The organism is Nevskia sp. (genome assembly GCF_023266035.1).
Classification (GTDB): Bacteria; Pseudomonadota; Gammaproteobacteria; order Nevskiales; family Nevskiaceae; genus Nevskia.
This window is the reverse complement of sequence record NZ_JAHFRY010000021.1, coordinates 26,098-41,788: the sequence shown is the minus strand read 5'-3', so window position 1 is coordinate 41,788 and position 15,691 is coordinate 26,098. Positions and strand designations below refer to the sequence as shown.

Below are 15,691 nucleotides of genomic sequence, written 5' to 3'. Positions count from 1 at the left end.
GGTTTCTTCACCGGAGCCCCAGCGCATGCGCTTGGGCACCAATTCATCCATCGATTTCAGGGTTTCCTCGAAGATTTCGGGCAGCAGCGAGGCCGTTGCCTTGCCCGGCTGCAGCTTCGAGAAATGCAGCTTGCCGTTCTTCTCGCCAAGTTCGGCGAACTCGACGCCACAGGTCTTGGCGAAACCGAGGGCGGCCGGCGTCGGCACACCGTCCTTGGTGGCGGCGGCGACGGCCGGGCCGGAGCGTTCGACTGCCTGGTCCGGCTGCTGCACGGCCACGGCATCGATCTGCACGGCGATGCGGCGCGGCGTTGCAAACGTACGGGCCGTGCCGGTGGCAACACCGCGCTTGGACAGGCCGTTGGTGACGCCGGCGGACAGCGCTTCGGCAAGCGGCACGACATAGCGGGCCGGCAAGTCTTCGCAGCCGATTTCGATCAGCAGCGGGGCAGTTGAGCTCATGTTCAGGCAGCCTTTTCGCGATTCAGCGGTGCAAAGCCTGCAATCTGCGCGCGGGCGTTGTAGTAGGTCTCGGCGCACAAGCGCGCGAGGGTGCGTACCCGCAGGATGTAACCCTGCCGTTCGGTGACGCTGATTGCCGAGCGCGCATCGAGCATATTGAACGCATGAGACGCCTGAAGCACCCGCTCATAGGCAGGAAGCGGCAACGGTTTAGTCAGTGAAATCAGGTGCTTGCACTCCGCTTCGGCGACATCGAAGCGCTTGAACAGCGCAGCGATATCGGCATGCTCGAAGTTGTAGGCGCTCTGTTCGACTTCGTTCTGGTGATAGACGTCGCCATAGGTGACGACGTGAACGCCGCCGTCCTTGTCGACATGCTTCGACCAGACCAGGTCATAGACCGATTCGACTTTCTGGATATACATCGCCAGACGTTCCAGACCGTAGGTGATCTCACCCGCCACCGGCCGGCATTCCAGCCCGCCAACCTGCTGAAAATACGTGAACTGCGTGACTTCCATGCCGTTCAGCCAGACTTCCCAGCCGAGGCCCCAGGCGCCCAGGGTCGGGCTTTCCCAGTTGTCTTCGACAAAGCGGATATCGTTCGTCAGCAGGTCAAATCCCAGTTCTTCGAGCGATTGCAGATACAAAGCCTGGATATCCGGCGGGCTCGGCTTCATCAGCACCTGGAACTGGTAGTAGTGCTGGAGGCGGTTCGGGTTCTCGCCGTAGCGACCATCGGTCGGGCGGCGCGAGGGCTGCACGTAGGCGGCGTTCCACGGCTCCGGGCCGATCGCGCGCAGGAAGGTCGACGGATGAAAGGTGCCGGCGCCGACCTCCATGTCCAACGGCTGGACGATGACGCAGCCCTGCTTCGCCCAGAAGGTCTGCAAGGTGAAGATGAGGTCCTGGAAAGTCATGGTTTCTTGTGCTTCGGCGGGCTGCGGCTACGGGGTTCCGGGGATCGGACTGCGGCCGGAAGGGTCGCGAGTATAGCCAATGGCGACGGGGCTTTCGGGCCGTATGCTACCCTCGCGGCCCGTCGCGATACGCCGTAATTCGGGCTATCGCGCGGCCCATTGCCGAGCCATTTCCGTTTGCCGCCGCAGCTTGCGCCGCGCGCCATTGAGGAGAGTTCCATGAAGCGGATGCTGTCGATTTCGCTGCTGATTCTGGGCGTGCTGCCGGCCACTTGGGCCGTCTGGGCCGCCGAGCCAACCCCGGACCAGTGTTTCGCCCAGGCCAAGCTGATGCCGGACGACCAGCAGGAGGAATTCCTCAAGGCCTGCCTCGGCAGCAAGGCGAGCGAACCGGCCACGGTCTCGCCTGACCAGCGCGCCAAGGTTTGTGAATCGATCGCCGAACGCGAACATTTCACCGGTGAGCAGAAAGCCACGTTCCTGAAGGGCTGCAAGGCCGGCTGAACGATCTTGAGCACAAGTTCGCGCCCCGTTTTGGCGCACAACCGGCTTGAACTGGCATATTTGCTGCTACACCATTCGCCGCTTCCCCAGCGCATTTCACCCTCAGGAGACCCCCATGTCGGGTAAAGACGTACTCAAGATCATCAGCGAAAAAAGCGTGAAGTTTGTCGACTTCCGGTTCTGCGATACCCGTGGCAAGGAACACCACGTTTCGGTGCCTGCCCACACGATCGACGAAGCCCTGTTTGTCGACGGCAAGATGTTCGACGGTTCGTCGATCGCCGGCTGGAAAGGCATCAACGAGTCCGACATGATCCTGATGCCGGAAGCCGGCACTGCGTTCATCGATCCGTTCTTCGAAGAAACCACGCTGGTGCTGAGCTGCGACGTGATCGAGCCGGCCACCATGCAGGGTTACGAGCGCGATCCGCGTTCGGTCGCCAAGCGCGGCCAGGAATACCTGAAGTCCACCGGCATCGCCGATACCGCGTTCTTCGGCCCGGAAAACGAATTCTTCATCTTCGATTCGATCCGCTCGGACTCTGGTCCCTGGGGCAGCTACGTCTACATCGACGCCAAGAATGCCGCCTGGAACTCGGGCAAGGATTACGAGGACGGCAATACCGGCCATCGTCCGGGCATGAAAGGCGGCTACTTCCCGGTGCCGCCGGTCGATCAGCTGCAGGACATCCGCTCCGCCATGTGCGAGACGCTGGAAGCGGTCGGCATGGTGGTCGAAGTGCATCACCACGAAGTGGCTACGGCCGGCCAGTGCGAAATCGGCGTCAAGTTCGGCACCCTAGTGCAGAAGGCCGATGACGTGCTGAAGCTGAAGTACGTGGTGCAGAACGTTGCCGACCAGTTCGGCAAGACCGCCACCTTCATGCCGAAGCCGATCGTTGGTGACAACGGTTCGGGCATGCACGTGCATATGTCGCTGTCGCTGGGTGGCAAGAACCTGTTCGCCGGTGACGGCTACGGCGGCCTGTCGGAAACCGCGCTGTACTACATCGGCGGCATCCTCAAGCACGCCAAGGCGCTGAACGCGATCACGAATCCCGGCACCAACAGCTACAAGCGTCTGGTGCCGGGCTTCGAAGCGCCGGTCATGCTGGCCTACTCGGCGCGCAACCGTTCGGCCTCGATCCGCATTCCGTACGTGGCCAGCCCGAAGGGCCGTCGCATCGAAGTCCGCTTCCCGGACTCCAGCGCCAACCCTTACCTCGCATTCACCGCGATGATGATGGCCGGCCTCGATGGCATCCAGAACAAGATCAGCCCCGGAGAACCGGCGGACAAGGATCTCTACCACCTGCCGCCGGAAGAGGACAAGCTGATCCCGCGCGTCTGCCACAGCCTCGACATGGCGCTGGACGCACTCGCGGCGGACAACGACTTCCTGACCAAGGGCGGCGTGTTCACCAAGGATCTGATCGATGCTTACATCGAGCTGAAGATGCAGGAAGTCACCCGCTTCCGCATGACCACGCACCCGATCGAGTTCGAGATGTATTACTCCCTCTGAGCGAAGCTCAGCGGGAGTAATACACGGTCGATTTCCAAGGAATGTCGAGACATTCCTTGGCTCCTCCGGTTGAGCTTGAGATCAGGAAATGCCCCCGGAAACGGGGGCATTTTCGTTGGCGCTGCCGCCGCCTGCGGGTTTGCCGCCCTGGCCCGCGCGGCGCTATCGTGCCGACCATGCGCGCCCTACTTACCGTGTTGCTGCTGCTACCACTGCTGAGCCTGACGCCGGCATCGGCCGAGGTCTATCGCTGGACCGATGCCAAGGGCGTGACCCACTACGGCGACAAGGCACCGTCCGATCAGGCCAAGCCGGTGCAGCTGCCGCCGTTGCAGACCTACAGCCCGCCGCCGGTGCCCTCGACATCGCCGAATTCAACGGCGTCAGCCGAGAAGCCGGCCGAAGCCGGCACGCCGCCGCCGATCCGTATCACCTCGCCGGCACAGGACGAAACCATCCGCGAGGCTGGCAAACAGCTCAGCGTCAGCGTCGACGTTGCGCTGAGGCAAGGCCAGGGCCTGCTGTATTTTCTCGATGGCGTGCAGCAGAACAAGGTCGCCACGGTGTCGACGGCTTTTCTGTTCGAAGCGGTGGAACGCGGCGAGCACAGCATCACGGCGGCAGTTGTCACGGCAGAAGGCAAGGAACTGATCCGCGCCGCGCCGGTGACCGTCAACATCAAGCCGCCGATCGTCCTTCGGTGATCGTCCAGCCGCCTGAGGGTGGCTCACATTTTGCAACCCGATGCGGATGAAATTACCCGTGCTGAACCGTGTTCAGCCGGCCAGCATTCTCGATGGCCTGACGACGGCAATCATCACGCTGGACTCGGCTCTGCGCGTCACCTACCTGAATTCGGCGACCGAGACGCTGTTCAGCGTCAGCCGCCGGCATGCCCAGGGCCAGACGCTGACGGTCGCCATCCCGCATCTGCTGGAACAGGGTCTGCGGCTGCGCCGCGCGATCGATACCGGCACCGGCTTCATCGAGCGTGAGCTGAAACTGCGCCGCCCTGGCGATGACTTCGGCCACGAACTGCTGACCGTCGACCTCACCGTCACCCCCGCCCAGTTCAGCGGCCCCGGCCTGGTGCTGGAACTGCTGCCGCTCGATCGTCATCTGCGCATCTCGCGTGACGAGCAGCTGCTCGCCCAGCATCGCGCCAGCCGCGAGCTGATCCGCGGGCTGGCGCACGAGATCAAGAATCCGCTCGGCGGCATCCGCGGCGCGGCGCAGCTGCTGGAGCGCGAGTTTCCGGATTCCGAACATCTCGAATACACGCGGGTGATCATCCGCGAGGCCGATCGGCTGCAGAACCTGGTCAACCGTCTGCTCGGCCCGAACCGGCTGCCGCAGAAGGAGATGGTCAACGTCCACGAAGTACTGGAACACGTGCGCCAGCTGATCGAGGCCGAAGGCAGCGGCAGCTTCAATGTGATGCGCGACTACGACCCGTCGATCCCGGAAATCCGCGCCGATCGCGAGCAGCTGATCCAGGCCTCGCTGAACATCGCCCGCAACGCGATGCAGGCGCTGTCCGGTGTGACCCAGCCGAGCAGCCCGCAGATCACCTTGCGAACCCGGATGCGTAGACAGTTCACCATCGCCGGCGTCCGTCACCGCCTGGCGGTGCAGATCGACATCGAAGACAACGGTTCCGGTGTTGCGCCGGCAATGATCGAGAAAATTTTTTACCCGATGGTGACAACACGCGCGGAAGGGACCGGTCTTGGCCTGCCGATTGCTCAGTATCTGATCAATACCCACGGTGGCCTGATCGAATGCCAATCGCGCCCAGGCACTACCGTGTTCTCGATTTTCCTGCCGCTGGAGCAACCTGCTTGATCGCGCTGGCAACGGCGCGGCGGCGGGATGAGCCGGCGGCAATACCCGAAGCATGGGCCACATGAATGTGATGAAGCTGCAGGACGGCGTTCCGATCCGGGTCTGGATCGTCGACGACGATGAATCGATCCGCTGGGTGCTGGAAAAGTCGCTGACCCGCGAAGGCATGGGCGTGGAAAGCTTCCCGGGCGCCGCGGAACTGCTCGACGCCCTCGCCGAAGCCACGCCGGAAAACATGCCCGACGTGATGATCACCGACATCCGCATGCCCGGCCTCGACGGTCTGGAGCTGATGGAACGGGTTCGCGCGGCCAAGCCCGAGCTGCCGGTGATCATCGTCACCGCGCATTCCGATCTCGATGCCGCCGTGTCCTCGTTCAAGGGCGGCGCCTTCGAATATCTGCCGAAGCCTTTCGATGTCGATTCGGTGGCCAGCCTGGTCCGCCGTGCCGCCCAGAAGCGCGTTGTCGTCACCCCGGAACTGAAGCCGCTGGAACCGCGCGCCGCGATCATCGGCGAAGCGCCGGCGATGCAGGACGTGTTTCGCGCCATCGGCCGCCTGAGCCAGTCGCAGATCACCGTGCTGATCACGGGTGAGTCCGGCACCGGCAAGGAACTGATCGCCCGGGCGCTGCACGTCAATTCACCGCGCGCCAGCAAGCCATTCCTGGCGATCAATACGGCGGCGATCCCGAAAGACCTGCTGGAATCGGAATTCTTCGGCCATGAGCGTGGCTCGTTCACCGGCGCTGCGATGCAGCGCAAGGGCCGCTTCGAGCAGGCCGACGGCGGCACGCTGTTCCTCGACGAAATCGGCGACATGCCGGCCGATCTGCAGACCCGCCTGCTGAGCGTGCTGCAGGACGGCCAGTTCTATCGGGTCGGCGGCATCTCGCCGATCAGCGTCGACGTGCGCATCATCGCCGCGACGCATCAGGATCTCGATCGCGCGGTGGCCGAAGGCCGCTTCCGCGAGGATCTCTATCACCGCCTGAACGTCATCCGCATCCGCATTCCGCCGTTGCGCGAGCGGCGCGAGGACATTCCGCTGCTGCTGCGTCACTTCCTGGAAGCCGCTGCGCGCGAGCTGAAAACCGAGCCGAAGCGACTGCTGCCGGAAGTGCTGGCGGTGCTGAAGGCTTACGACTGGCATGGCAACGTCCGGCAGCTGGAAAACACCTGCCGCTGGCTGACCGTGATGGCGCCCGGCCAGGACGTGCATCTGGAAGATTTGCCGCCGGAACTCAAAGGCCGGGCGAGTGGTGAAACCAGCGCCGTCATCGCCTCGCCAGTGCCAGCCGTTGCTGTGGCGACGGTCCCGGCAGTAACGCCGTCAGCACCGGCGCCAATCAGCTACCCGGCCGCTACGGCCGCCAGCGCGCCAGCCGTCTCCGGCGACTGGCATGAAGCCTTGCGTCTATGGGCCGAAGGCCGTTTCGCCAACGGCGATGAAGATCTGCTCGGCCACGCGGCACCACTGTTCGAGCGCACCTTGATCGAAGTCGCGCTGGTCGCCTGCAAGGGCCAGCGGCAGGAAGCGGCAAGGCGCCTCGGCTGGGGCAGAAATACGTTGACCCGCAAGATCAAGGAACTGGGCATCGACGACTAGCGCAGCGTCATTTTGTAGGTCGGGCCCCGCCCGACGGCGCTGCAGCTAGCTTGCGGGGGGTCCACGTCGGGCATGGCCCGACCTACATCGCGCTGAGTCTCTGCCAACCCAGCACGGGCCACTGCTTCACACGCTTGAATCGTCGCCCCCGGCCCCCAATCACTTGTCCATCGCAAACGCTCGCGCAAGCCTGCTCGATGGAGAAGAACCTTGGAACAGTTTGATGGCACGACCATTCTCGCCGTACGCCGCGGAACGCAGGTTTGCGTCTGTGGCGACGGTCAGGTGTCGATGGGCAACACCATGGTCAAGGGCAATGCGCGGAAGGTGCGCCGGCTCTACAACGACAAGGTCATCGCCGGTTTCGCCGGCGGCACCGCCGATGCCTTCACCTTGTTCGAACGCTTCGAAGGCAAGCTCGAAAAACACGCCGGCCACCTGACCCGCGCCGCCGTCGAAATGGCCAAGGACTGGCGTTCCGATCGCTACCTGCGCCGGCTCGAAGCGCTGCTGCTGGTTGCCGACGCCGATACCACGCTGATGATCTCCGGCAACGGCGATGTCATGGAACCGGAAGCCCACGGGGTGATGGCGATCGGCTCCGGCGGCTCGTTCGCGACCGCTGCCGCCCGCGCGCTGGTCGGCTCGACCGATCTGTCGGCGCGCGAGATTGCCGAGCGTTCGCTGCATATCGCGGCGGACATCTGCATCTACACGAATCACAATCTGACGATTGAAGTCATTGGCTGATGCTGCCGCTTTCCCCCAGGGAGAGCGCTGGCCGAGAAATGAAATGAACGACGCAATTCCCCCTGAAGTCCTGAAGTCCAGTCTGAGCGGCGCCGCCGCGATGACGCCGCGCGAGATCGTCGCCGAACTCGATCGCCACATCGTCGGCCAGTCCGCCGCCAAGAAGGCGGTGGCGATCGCCCTGCGCAATCGCTGGCGCCGGCAGCAGACGCCGGAAGCGATCCGCGGCGAGATCACGCCGAAGAACATCCTGATGATCGGCCCGACCGGCGTCGGCAAGACCGAGATCGCACGCCGTCTGGCCAAGCTCGCCAATGCGCCGTTCGTGAAGGTGGAAGCGACCAAGTTCACCGAGGTCGGCTATGTCGGCCGCGATGTCGATTCGATCATCCGCGAGCTGGCCGATGTCGCCGTCAAGCTGACCCGCGATCAGGCGATCGCCCGCGTCCAGGCCAAGGCGCATGACGCCGCCGAAGAGCGCGTGCTCGATGCCCTGCTGCCGCCGCCGAGCAACTTCGGCGAAGCCAGCAGCCATCGTGAAAACGAGAACGGCGCGGCGCGCCAGGTGTTCCGCAAACGCTTGCGCGAAGGCAAGCTCGACGACACCGAGATCGAACTGAAGCTGGCCGTGGCGCCGCCGCCGATGCAGGTCATGGGCCCGCCGGGGATGGAGGACATGAGCAACCAGCTGCAGGCGATGTTCAAGAACCTCGGCGCCGGCCAGCAGAAGACCCGCAAGCTGAAGATCAGGGAAGCGATGAAGCTGCTGATCGAGGAAGAAGGCGGCAAGCTGGTCGACGAGGAAGCGATCCGCGTCGAAGCGCTGAAGAACGCCGAGGACAACGGCATCGTCTTCATCGACGAGATCGACAAAGTCTGCAAGCGCGGCGAATACGGCGGTGCCGATGTCTCGCGCGAAGGCGTGCAGCGCGATCTGCTGCCGCTGGTCGAAGGCAGCACGGTGTCGACCAAGCATGGCGCGATCAAGACCGATCACATCCTGTTCATCGCCAGCGGCGCCTTCCACATGTCCAAGCCCAGCGACATGATTCCGGAGTTGCAGGGTCGCCTGCCGATCCGGGTCGAACTCGATGCGCTGAAGACCGAGGACTTCGTGCGGATTCTCAGTGAGCCCACGCATTCGCTGACCGATCAGTACAAGGCCCTGCTCGCCACCGAAGGCGTGACTCTGGAATTCACGCCGGAAGGCTTGCGCCGGCTCGCCGAGTACGCCTGGCAGGTCAACGAGCGCACCGAGAACATCGGCGCGCGACGTCTGCACACGGTGCTCGAACGGCTGATGGAAGAAGCGGCCTACGAGGCCTCCGACCGCGCCGGCACCACCTTGTCCGTCGATGCCGCCTATGTCGATTCGAAGCTCGAAAAGCTGGCCGGCAACGAGGACCTGAGCCGGTTCATCCTGTAAGCGCTGGAGCCGTTGCGGCGCGACCGGCGCGGACTTGCTGCAAGGCATTCCGCAGCTGGTCGATCTGCTCCACGACTTCGCTGATGAAAGCGGCCGCGGCGGCTGGAATTGGTCGCTCCGCAAGTGTCGCGACCACCACCGGCGCCCGCACATGGGCGAGGTCGGCGATGTCGAGCATGACGAATTCCGACGGCGACAACTCGGCCGGAAAGGCCCGAATCACGCCGGCCGTGACCGCGTCGGTTTCGTGGACGATGTGGCGGATCACGGTGAAATCCTCGGTCTGCAGAAACAGGTCGTGGAGTTCCTCGGAATCGGCGATGCCGCTGTATTGCTCGGCGAGCCAGGACAGGTACCAGCGCGGCAGCTTGGGCACCAGCAAGGGATATGGCAGCACGTCCTTGATGCGAATCTCCGGCAGCAGAGTCAGCGGGTGACCGCGCCGGCACAGGATCGCCGGGGATGACAGCTCGTAAGTCGTCGCCTGGATGCCCGGATCGAGCGCATCGAACGGTGAGCCGACGTAGACATCGACCTTTCTCGCCAGCAGTTCACCCTGCAATTCGTCCCAGCCCTGGGTGCGCAGACGGAAGCGCAGCTTCGAGTGCTTGCGCATCAGTTTCGACAGGGCGGGCGCGACGATGATGTCGGCCATCCAGGGATCGGAACCGATGATCACCTTGCCGGAATCGAGCGAGCGCAGCAGTTCGATCTCGCGTCGGCCCTGCTCGAGCGTCGAAGTCGTTTCCCGCGCCAGCCGCACCACGACCTCGCCGTACTCGGTGGGCCGCACGCCGGACTGATCGCGAATGAACAGCGGCACGCCGTATTCGTCCTCGATGCGGCGAATGCTGACCGATAGCGCCGACTGGGTCAGATGCAGCGCTTCGGCTGCCCGCCGGTAATTGCGGTGCTCATAGAGCGCCAGCACATGACGCAATTGTCGGAACGATTCGCTCATGACAAATATTCACCGATTCGCCAATAACAATGAATTGGAATGCTGCGCTGCGGCTCTGTCACCGTCCAATCGCCTTCACTCAAGGCATTGACGGAAGAACGAGACATGAGCATCCAGGCGCTGAATTCCGAAGGCCAGATCGTGCGCTACACCGACAAGCGACGCTGGCTGTGGTCGCTGTCGCTGCTGTGGCCACTGCTGCCGGTGATTTCCTGCGTGGTCGCGGCGAAGACCGGTCAGGCCGTCTGGTTCTGGGCGACCTGGATCATCTGGTATCTGATCGTGCCGGTGATCGATCACCTGCTGCCGGCCGATGGCAGCAATCCGCCTCCGGAAGTGGTGCCGAAGCTTGACGCCGATTGGTACTACCGCCTGCTGCCGATGCTGACCGTGCCGATCCACTACATCACGCTGATCTACAGCGCCTGGGTGATCGGCACCGGCGATCTCGCCTGGTACTCGATCCTCGGGCTGGCGCTGTCAGTCGGCCTGGTCAACGGCATCGCCATCAACACCGGCCACGAACTCGGCCACAAGACCACTGATCTGGAGCGCTGGCTCGCCAAGACCGTGCTGGCCGTCGTCGGCTACGGCCACTTCTTCATCGAGCACAACAAGGGGCATCACAAGGACGTGGCGACGCCGGACGATCCCGCGTCCTCGCGGATGGGCGAGAACATCTACGGCTTCGCCTGCCGCGAGATCCCTGGTGCGATGCGTCGCGCCTGGCGCTCGGAAAAGGCGCGCCTCGAACGCTGCGGCAAGGGCCCCTGGACCGTGCAGAACGAAGTGCTGCAGCCGCTGCTGATCACCGTCCCGCTGTACGTCGGCCTGACCGTCGCGTTCGGCTGGGTGATGCTCCCGTACCTCGCGCTGCAGATGGTCTGGGGCTGGTTCGGCGTGCTGACCAGCGCCAACTACATCGAGCATTACGGGCTGCTGCGCCAGAAGCGCGACAACGGCCGCTTTGAGGCCTGCCAGCCCTACCATTCGTGGAACTCCAACCACGTGATGTCGAACCTGATCCTGTTCAACCTGCAGCGCCATTCGGATCATCACGCCAACCCGACGCGCCGCTATCAGAGCCTGCGCAACTTCGAGCATCTGCCGGAGTATCCGAGCGGCTATCCGCTGATGTTCCTGATCGCGCTGTTCCCGCCGCTGTGGTTCGCGGTGATGAACCCCCGCGTGGTCGCCTGGGCTGAAGGCCGCTTCGATCGCATCAACATCCGCCCCGGCTACCGCGCCCGACTCGAAGCCCGCTGGGGCAAGCGCGGCGACAATGCGGCGGCAGGCGCCTGACGATGAACGGCTACCGCCGTTTCATCTGCCCCGGCTGCGGCTATGCCTATGACGAACGCAAGGGTGATCCGCACGAAGGCTTCCCGCCCGGCACCCGCTGGGAACAGGTGCCGGAGGACTGGGTCTGTCCGGACTGCGCGGTGCGCGAGAAGCTGGACTTCGAGCTACAGGCGGAAGCCTGATCGTCCGGCTCCTGCGCGGAGCCGGCAGCAGCGATAATCGACGCGGCTTCGATCCAGGATCGGAGCCGCGTCGCCGTTTCCGGCGACCGCTTTCGTTCATCTGCTGAAGAGGCCGTACCGATGGTCGCAGTTCCGAACGCCGTTCCCACGGACATCAAGCTGCATCGCAAGTCGCGCCTGCTCGAAGTGGTTTGGCCCGATGGCCGGATCGATTCGCTGCCGCTGGAGTATCTGCGGGTCTATTCGCCGAGTGCAGAAGTGCGCGGCCATGGCGGTGGCGAAACGATGCTGGTGGCGGGCAAGCGCGAGGTGAACATCAGCGCGGTCGAGCCGGTCGGCCGCTATGCCGTCAGGCTCAAGTTCGATGACGGCCACGACAGCGGCCTGTATTCATGGCCAACCCTGCGCGAGCTGGCCGACAACCACGCGGCCTGGTGGGCGCGCTACGAACAACGCCTGGCCGAGCACGGCATGTCGCGCGATCGCGATGTCGTGAAGTTGTCGGCGCTTGGCGTCGGCAAGTTCAAACCGGTGAGCTGACGATGATTCGCGACGTCTTACGGATGGGCGATCCGCGGCTGCTGGAAGTTTCAGTACCGGTCACCGCATTCGGCACGCCGGAACTTCGGGCGCTGCTGATCGACATGCAGGACACCATGGCCTCGCTGAACGGTGCCGGCCTGGCCGCGCCGCAGATCGGCGTTGGCCTGCGCGTGGTGATCTTCGGCGTCGAGCACAACGAGCGTTATCCGGATGCCGAGGACGTGCCGTTCACGATCCTCTGCAACCCGGTGCTGACGCCGCTTGCGGACGACACCGAAGACGGTTGGGAAGGCTGCCTCAGCGTGCCCGGCATGCGCGGCCTGGTGCCGCGTTACACGCGCTTGCGTTACAGCGGCTGCGATGAGAACGGCGTGGCGATCGAACGTGAGGTCTCGGGCTTTCACGCCAGAGTCGTGCAGCACGAATGCGATCACCTCGACGGCATCCTCTATCCGCAGCGCATCCGTGATCTGCGTCAGTTCGGCTTTACGCGAGAAATTTTTGGCGAAGATCAGGCCGACGATTAGGGCGCTCTTGCGCTAGATGCCCCATAAAATCTCGCCATGCCCGCGCAGGCGGGCATCCAGTTCTGATGCGGCGCGCTACGGCTAAAACTGGATTCCCGCCTGCGCGGGAATGACGATTGTTTGTAGATATTCGAAGGAAAACGCCCTAGCTCCCAGCCTGTCTGAAGATCGGCTGAGCCTGTGTCTCGGCACGCGGCGGCGCACCGAACAGCCGGCGATATTCGCGGCTGAACTGCGAAGGGCTTTCATAGCCGACGCGGTGCGCGGCAACTGCTGCTTCGCAGCCGTCCGACAACATCAAGCGCCGCGCTTCCTGCAGCCGCAACTGCTTCTGGTATTGCAGCGGCGACATCGCCGTCACCGCCTTGAAGCGGTGATGCAGCGCCGACACGCTCAAGTGCGCGGCGTCGGCCAGTTCCTCGATCCGCAGCGGCTCGGCATAGCGTGATTTGAGCAGCGCGATGGTGCTGGCAATGCGCTGCGCCTGACCATCGGCCGCACAGAGTTCGCAGAGCTGCTGGCCGAGTTCGCCGGTCAGCACGCGGTAGTGGATTTCTCGCAGCGCCAGCGGTGCCAGCACCGGCGCTTCCTCGGGCGTGTCGAGCAGGCGCACCAGGCGCAGCACGGCATCGAGCAGTTGCGCGGAGGTCGAGGCCAGGAACAGTGCGCGGCCACCGTTGCGTGGGGCCGCGCTGGCTGCCGGCACCGGGGTCTGGCGCAGCAGTTCGTTGACCTGATTGGCGTCGATATCGAGGCGCAGGCAGAGGTAGGGCTTGGCAACCGTCGCCTCGATGACATTGCCGACCACCGGCAGGCTCATCGACACCACGAGGTAGTTGAGCGGATCGTAGACGTAGCGTTCGCTGCCGAGCATCGCCTGCTTGCTGCCCTGGACGACGACACAGATCGACGGCTCGTAGACCGTCGAAAGCGGCCGCGAAGGCTCGCTGATGCGCAGCATCGAAAAACCGGGAATGCCCGGATCGTTGACGCCTTCGAGCGGCGTGCGCCGCATCATCCGGTCGGCCAGCTCGGCCTGCTGGGCTTCGAGGCCGAAGCTCGCCGGATGGATTCTCGCCATGGTCTGGTCAGGCATCGTTGAAGTCCCGCTGTTGAACGTGGCCGGATTATGCGCTGCGGTTTTGGCGGATCTCCGGCGCCAGGCGGCGCTGTGCAGGATCAGGCAAGGATGCGCCAGCATCGGGCTAACGCAGTGCTTTCCCGCGCTCCCAGACTGTGCCGGCAGCTTCCCCTCACGCTCTGGAGCGCTCCATGAACAACATCCAAACAAGCTTTCCGCGCCGTCAGCTCGGCGGCCTCGAAGTGTCCGCGCTCGGCCTCGGCTGCATGGGCATGTCCGATTTCTACGGCCCGGCGGACGACAGCCGGAACCTCGCGGTGCTCCATCACGCCGTCGACATCGGCATCAATTTTCTCGATACCGCAGACATGTACGGCGTCGGTCGCAACGAGGAACTGATCGCCCAGCTGCTGAAGACGCGCCGCGATGAAGTCGTGCTGGCGACCAAGTTCGGCAATGTCCGCGCGGCCGATGGCAGCTACGTCCGAGTCGATGGCAGCCCCGCCTATGTGCGCGCCGCCTGCGATGCCAGCCTGAAGCGCCTCGGCGTCGATCACATCGATCTCTACTACCAGCACCGGGTCGATCGCACGGTGCCGATCGAGGAAACGGTCGGCGCGATGCAGCGTCTGGTCGACGCCGGCAAGGTGCGTTATCTGGGCTTGTCGGAAGCGTCCGCGATCACCATTCGCCGGGCGGCCTACGTGGCGCCGATCGCCGCCGTGCAGAGCGAATACTCGCTGTGGACGCGCGACATGGAAGACGAGGTGCTGCCCACTTGCCGCGAACTGGGCATCGGCTTCGTGCCGTACAGCCCGCTCGGCCGCGGCTTTCTGACCGGCGCGATCCGCAAGCCGGGCGATCTCTCCGCTGACGACTGGCGGCACAACAATCCGCGCTTCCAGAGCGACAGCCTCGATCAGAATCTGGCGCTGGTCGATGCCGTCACCGAGCTGGCGAACCAGCACGGCTGCACCCCGGCTCAGCTGGCGCTGGCCTGGCTGCTGCACCAGGCGCCGGACATCGTGCCGATCCCCGGCACTCGCCGTATCGAGCGGCTGGACGAGAACGCCGAGGCGGCGGCGATCCGCCTGAGCAGCGACGAATTGCGGGCCATCCGCGACCTGATCGAAGCCAGCACCGTGGTTGGCACCCGCTATCCGCAGGCGCAGATGAGCGCGGTCAACGCCTGAGCTAGAACTTGGGGTCATGGCGGCGGGCGAAGCCGGGCGCGGGCAGCCGATGAACTGCGATAATGCCCGCGACCCGACTTCCCCCGCCGCCCATGGCCCAGCAAGACGAACGCAACCCGCGCGGCACCACTCACTTCGGTTTCGAGCAGGTGGCGGTCGGCGACAAGCAGAAACGAGTCCGCGAGGTGTTCTCGTCGGTCGCGGCCAAGTACGACGTGATGAACGACCTGATGTCGTTCGGCATCCATCGCCTGTGGAAGCGCTTCGTCATCGATCTCGCCGGCGTGCGCTCGGGCGAGAAAGTGCTCGATCTCGCCGGCGGCACCGGCGATCTGGCCCGCGAATTCCGCAAGCTGGCCGGCACTCGCGGCCTGGTCACCTTGGCTGATATCAATGCCGCGATGCTGGGTCAGGGTCGCGCAGCACTCGCCGACAAGGGCGTCGTCGACGTGCCGCTGGTGCAGGCCAACGCCGAATGCCTGCCGTTCGAAGACGGCAGCTTCGACTGCATCACTATCGCTTTCGGTCTGCGCAACGTCACCGACAAGGACAAGGCCCTGGCCTCGATGCGCCGGGTGCTGAAGCCGGGCGGCCGTTTGCTGGTCCTCGAATTCTCCAAGCCGCAGACTGAGTTGCTGACCAAGATCTACGACCAGTACTCGTTCAAGCTGCTGCCGCTGATGGGCAAGCTGGTGGCCAACGACGCCGACAGCTATCGCTATCTCGCCGAGTCGATCCGCATGCATCCGGATCAGGACACGCTGAAAGGGATGATGGAAAACGCCGGCCTCGCCCGCGTGCAGGTCTACAACCTGACCGGCGGAATCGTCGCGGTCCACCGCGGTTATCGCCTCGACTGAA

General features: G+C 64.2%; 17 protein-coding genes. 13 read left to right on the top strand and 4 right to left on the bottom strand.

What is annotated here, in order from left to right:
- Positions 1-462 (bottom strand): glycine--tRNA ligase subunit beta (locus Q0D45_RS04920; protein WP_293389293.1); only part of this gene is annotated, 462 nt, incomplete at its 3' end.
- A gap of 2 nt (positions 463-464) precedes the next feature.
- Positions 465-1,382 (bottom strand): glycine--tRNA ligase subunit alpha, encoded by a 918-nt coding sequence (glyQ, locus tag Q0D45_RS04915; RefSeq protein ID WP_293389291.1) that lies wholly within the window; start codon positions 1,380-1,382, stop codon positions 465-467.
- A 177-nt stretch (positions 1,383-1,559) separates the two neighbouring features.
- Between glyQ and Q0D45_RS04910 the strand changes: the two genes are divergently transcribed.
- The 7 genes from Q0D45_RS04910 (at position 1,560) to hslU (ending at position 9,041) form a co-directional block, all read left to right on the top strand.
- Positions 1,560-1,886, top strand: a complete 327-nt coding sequence (locus tag Q0D45_RS04910; RefSeq protein ID WP_293389289.1) for a hypothetical protein — start codon at positions 1,560-1,562, stop codon at positions 1,884-1,886.
- Between the two features lie 115 nt (positions 1,887-2,001).
- Positions 2,002-3,411, top strand: a complete 1,410-nt coding sequence (gene glnA, locus Q0D45_RS04905; RefSeq protein ID WP_293389287.1) for a type I glutamate--ammonia ligase — start codon at positions 2,002-2,004, stop codon at positions 3,409-3,411.
- 176 nt (positions 3,412-3,587) lie between these two features.
- The gene (locus tag Q0D45_RS04900; RefSeq protein WP_293389285.1) at positions 3,588-4,115 is read left to right on the top strand and encodes a DUF4124 domain-containing protein; all 528 of its coding nucleotides are present in this window, start codon (positions 3,588-3,590) and stop codon (positions 4,113-4,115) included.
- 46 nt (positions 4,116-4,161) lie between these two features.
- Positions 4,162-5,256, top strand: coding sequence for a nitrogen regulation protein NR(II) (gene glnL / locus Q0D45_RS04895; RefSeq protein WP_293389283.1), 1,095 nt, complete (start codon positions 4,162-4,164; stop codon positions 5,254-5,256).
- 76 nt (positions 5,257-5,332) lie between these two features.
- A complete protein-coding gene (ntrC, locus tag Q0D45_RS04890) occupies positions 5,333-6,865 on the top strand; it encodes a nitrogen regulation protein NR(I) (protein WP_366946352.1) in 1,533 nt (510 codons plus the stop codon).
- A 210-nt stretch (positions 6,866-7,075) separates the two neighbouring features.
- Positions 7,076-7,615, top strand: coding sequence for an ATP-dependent protease subunit HslV (gene hslV, locus Q0D45_RS04885; protein WP_293389279.1), 540 nt, complete (start codon positions 7,076-7,078; stop codon positions 7,613-7,615).
- 43 nt (positions 7,616-7,658) lie between these two features.
- Complete coding sequence (hslU, locus tag Q0D45_RS04880; RefSeq protein ID WP_293389277.1) at positions 7,659-9,041, top strand: ATP-dependent protease ATPase subunit HslU; 1,383 nt, start codon at positions 7,659-7,661, stop codon at positions 9,039-9,041.
- Here the strand turns inward: hslU and Q0D45_RS04875 are convergent.
- Positions 9,031-10,002 carry a LysR family transcriptional regulator gene (locus tag Q0D45_RS04875; protein ID WP_293389275.1) on the bottom strand — a complete coding sequence of 324 codons (972 nt, stop codon included), beginning with the start codon at positions 10,000-10,002 and terminating at the stop codon, positions 9,031-9,033. The two genes, hslU and Q0D45_RS04875, sit on opposite strands and share 11 nt — an antisense overlap.
- A gap of 105 nt (positions 10,003-10,107) precedes the next feature.
- On the opposite strand from Q0D45_RS04875, the gene Q0D45_RS04870 reads away from it, so the two are divergent.
- The 4 genes from Q0D45_RS04870 (at position 10,108) to def (ending at position 12,556) form a co-directional block, all read left to right on the top strand.
- The gene (locus tag Q0D45_RS04870; protein ID WP_293389273.1) at positions 10,108-11,304 is read left to right on the top strand and encodes an alkane 1-monooxygenase; all 1,197 of its coding nucleotides are present in this window, start codon (positions 10,108-10,110) and stop codon (positions 11,302-11,304) included.
- Between the two features lie 2 nt (positions 11,305-11,306).
- A complete protein-coding gene (locus tag Q0D45_RS04865) occupies positions 11,307-11,486 on the top strand; it encodes a rubredoxin (protein ID WP_293389271.1) in 180 nt (59 codons plus the stop codon).
- A 120-nt stretch (positions 11,487-11,606) separates the two neighbouring features.
- Positions 11,607-12,026 (top strand): DUF971 domain-containing protein, encoded by a 420-nt coding sequence (locus Q0D45_RS04860; RefSeq protein ID WP_293389269.1) that lies wholly within the window; start codon positions 11,607-11,609, stop codon positions 12,024-12,026.
- 2 nt (positions 12,027-12,028) lie between these two features.
- Positions 12,029-12,556 carry a peptide deformylase gene (def, locus tag Q0D45_RS04855; protein ID WP_293389267.1) on the top strand — a complete coding sequence of 176 codons (528 nt, stop codon included), beginning with the start codon at positions 12,029-12,031 and terminating at the stop codon, positions 12,554-12,556.
- A gap of 145 nt (positions 12,557-12,701) precedes the next feature.
- Here the strand turns inward: def and Q0D45_RS04850 are convergent, their stop codons facing one another.
- Positions 12,702-13,652, bottom strand: coding sequence for an AraC family transcriptional regulator (locus tag Q0D45_RS04850; RefSeq protein ID WP_293389265.1), 951 nt, complete (start codon positions 13,650-13,652; stop codon positions 12,702-12,704).
- 176 nt (positions 13,653-13,828) lie between these two features.
- Between Q0D45_RS04850 and Q0D45_RS04845 the strand changes: the two genes are divergently transcribed.
- Both Q0D45_RS04845 and ubiE read left to right on the top strand, forming a co-directional pair.
- Positions 13,829-14,830 (top strand): aldo/keto reductase, encoded by a 1,002-nt coding sequence (locus Q0D45_RS04845; protein WP_293389263.1) that lies wholly within the window; start codon positions 13,829-13,831, stop codon positions 14,828-14,830.
- 92 nt (positions 14,831-14,922) lie between these two features.
- The gene (ubiE, locus tag Q0D45_RS04840; RefSeq protein WP_293389261.1) at positions 14,923-15,690 is read left to right on the top strand and encodes a bifunctional demethylmenaquinone methyltransferase/2-methoxy-6-polyprenyl-1,4-benzoquinol methylase UbiE; all 768 of its coding nucleotides are present in this window, start codon (positions 14,923-14,925) and stop codon (positions 15,688-15,690) included.
- Position 15,691: the final 1 nt, after the last annotated feature.